The organism is Arthrobacter sp. H14 (assembly GCF_000520495.1).
Taxonomy (GTDB): Bacteria; Actinomycetota; Actinomycetes; order Actinomycetales; family Micrococcaceae; genus Arthrobacter_C.
Genome location: NZ_KI914655.1, coordinates 14,214 through 16,115 on the forward strand (window position 1 = coordinate 14,214; position 1,902 = coordinate 16,115).

Consider the following 1,902-nt stretch of genomic DNA (forward strand, 5'->3'; position numbering starts at 1 on the left):
ACGGCGGGATTGCTCGACCTCCGCCAGCATGGATCCCGGTGGCAACCGCCACTCGATGATGTCCGCCCGCAGGGCCTGGTACGCCCTTTCGCCGGCGCGCGCCGGTGTCGGGGTCTGTGCATCACTCACCGCACCAGTGTATACACAGATAGTGCAATGTGGTAGCAGAAGGCGGCTAATTCTTTCAAAATAGGGTTTTACGTATACATACCCCTTGTGTGTCCATGTCGAATGTGACTAGGATAACGGTCATCACCTGCCCCCTGCGATAGAGAGCGGCAAATGAGCCAGTCGACTTACCAAGAACGCTACGACCAAAGTCTGCGCGACCCCGGTGCCTTCTGGCTGGACGCTGCCGCAGCCGTCGACTGGGAGGTTCCTCCGCAGCAAGGCGTTGATACCACCGCCCCGCCAATGGCCCGATGGTTTCCGGACGGAGTGTTGAACACCTGCCATAACGCGTTGGACCGGCACGTGGCTGCCGGCCGCGGGGAAGCCACGGCGCTGATCTACGACTCCGCGATGCTGGATACCAAGCGGAGCTACAGCTACCGGGGCCTGCTCTCCGAAGTGGAGCAGTTTGCCGGTGCGCTCCGGAATGCCGGGGTAGGCAAAGGAGACCGGGTGGTCATCTACATGCCGATGATCCCCGAGGCCCTGATCGCCATGCTCGCCACTGCCCGGCTCGGCGCCATCCATTCGGTGGTCTTCGGCGGTTTTGCAGCTACCGAACTGGCAGTGCGGATCACCGATGCCAAGCCGGCGGCGGTGGTGACCGCCTCGGGTGGGTTGGAAGTGAACAGGCGGGTGGAATATCTGCCCGCAGTTGCCCAGGCGCTGGATTTGAGCGAGCACGACGTCGGCACCGTCATTGTGAAGACCCGGGACGGCTTCGACACTTCGGTGCAGAAGGGCCAGTGCTTCACGCAGGGGAGTGCGGGATACGCCGAGACGGCGGGATTGCTCGACCTCCGCCAGCATGGATCCCGGTGGCAACCGCCACTCGATGATGTCCGCCCGCAGGGCCTGGTACGCCCTTTCGCCGGCGCGCGCCGGTGTCGGGGTCTGTGCATCACTCACCGCACCAGTGTATACACAGATAGTGCAATGTGGTAGCAGAAGGCGGCTAATTCTTTCAAAATAGGGTTTTACGTATACATACCCCTTGTGTGTCCATGTCGAATGTGACTAGGATAACGGTCATCACCTGCCCCCTGCGATAGAGAGCGGCAAATGAGCCAGTCGACTTACCAAGAACGCTACGACCAAAGTCTGCGCGACCCCGGTGCCTTCTGGCTGGACGCTGCCGCAGCCGTCGACTGGGAGGTTCCTCCGCAGCAAGGCGTTGATACCACCGCCCCGCCAATGGCCCGATGGTTTCCGGACGGAGTGTTGAACACCTGCCATAACGCGTTGGACCGGCACGTGGCTGCCGGCCGCGGGGAAGCCACGGCGCTGATCTACGACTCCGCGATGCTGGATACCAAGCGGAGCTACAGCTACCGGGGCCTGCTCTCCGAAGTGGAGCAGTTTGCCGGTGCGCTCCGGAATGCCGGGGTAGGCAAAGGAGACCGGGTGGTCATCTACATGCCGATGATCCCCGAGGCCCTGATCGCCATGCTCGCCACTGCCCGGCTCGGCGCCATCCATTCGGTGGTCTTCGGCGGTTTTGCAGCTACCGAACTGGCAGTGCGGATCACCGATGCCAAGCCGGCGGCGGTGGTGACCGCCTCGGGTGGGTTGGAAGTGAACAGGCGGGTGGAATATCTGCCCGCAGTTGCCCAGGCGCTGGATTTGAGCGAGCACGACGTCGGCACCGTCATTGTGAAGACCCGGGACGGCTTCGACACTTCGGTGCAGAATTGCCGGTCGGATGACTCCACCGGCCGGTCCTGGCTGGAG

1 protein-coding gene and 2 pseudogenes are annotated in these 1,902 nt (G+C 62.7%); 2 read left to right on the top strand and 1 reads right to left on the bottom strand.

Annotated features, from left to right (window positions below):
- Positions 1 to 282: 282 nt before the first annotated feature.
- Positions 283 to 819, top strand: a pseudogene (locus tag Y707_RS30685) (AMP-binding protein); the annotation flags it as partial.
- 87 nt (positions 820 to 906) lie between these two features.
- Here Y707_RS30685 and Y707_RS30690 read toward each other — a convergent pair.
- Positions 907 to 1,080 (bottom strand): annotated as a pseudogene (locus Y707_RS30690) (GntR family transcriptional regulator); the annotation flags it as partial.
- 153 nt (positions 1,081 to 1,233) lie between these two features.
- Between Y707_RS30690 and Y707_RS25475 the strand changes: the two are divergent.
- Positions 1,234 to 1,902 (top strand): AMP-binding protein (locus tag Y707_RS25475; RefSeq protein ID WP_035781525.1); only part of this gene is annotated, 669 nt, incomplete at its 3' end.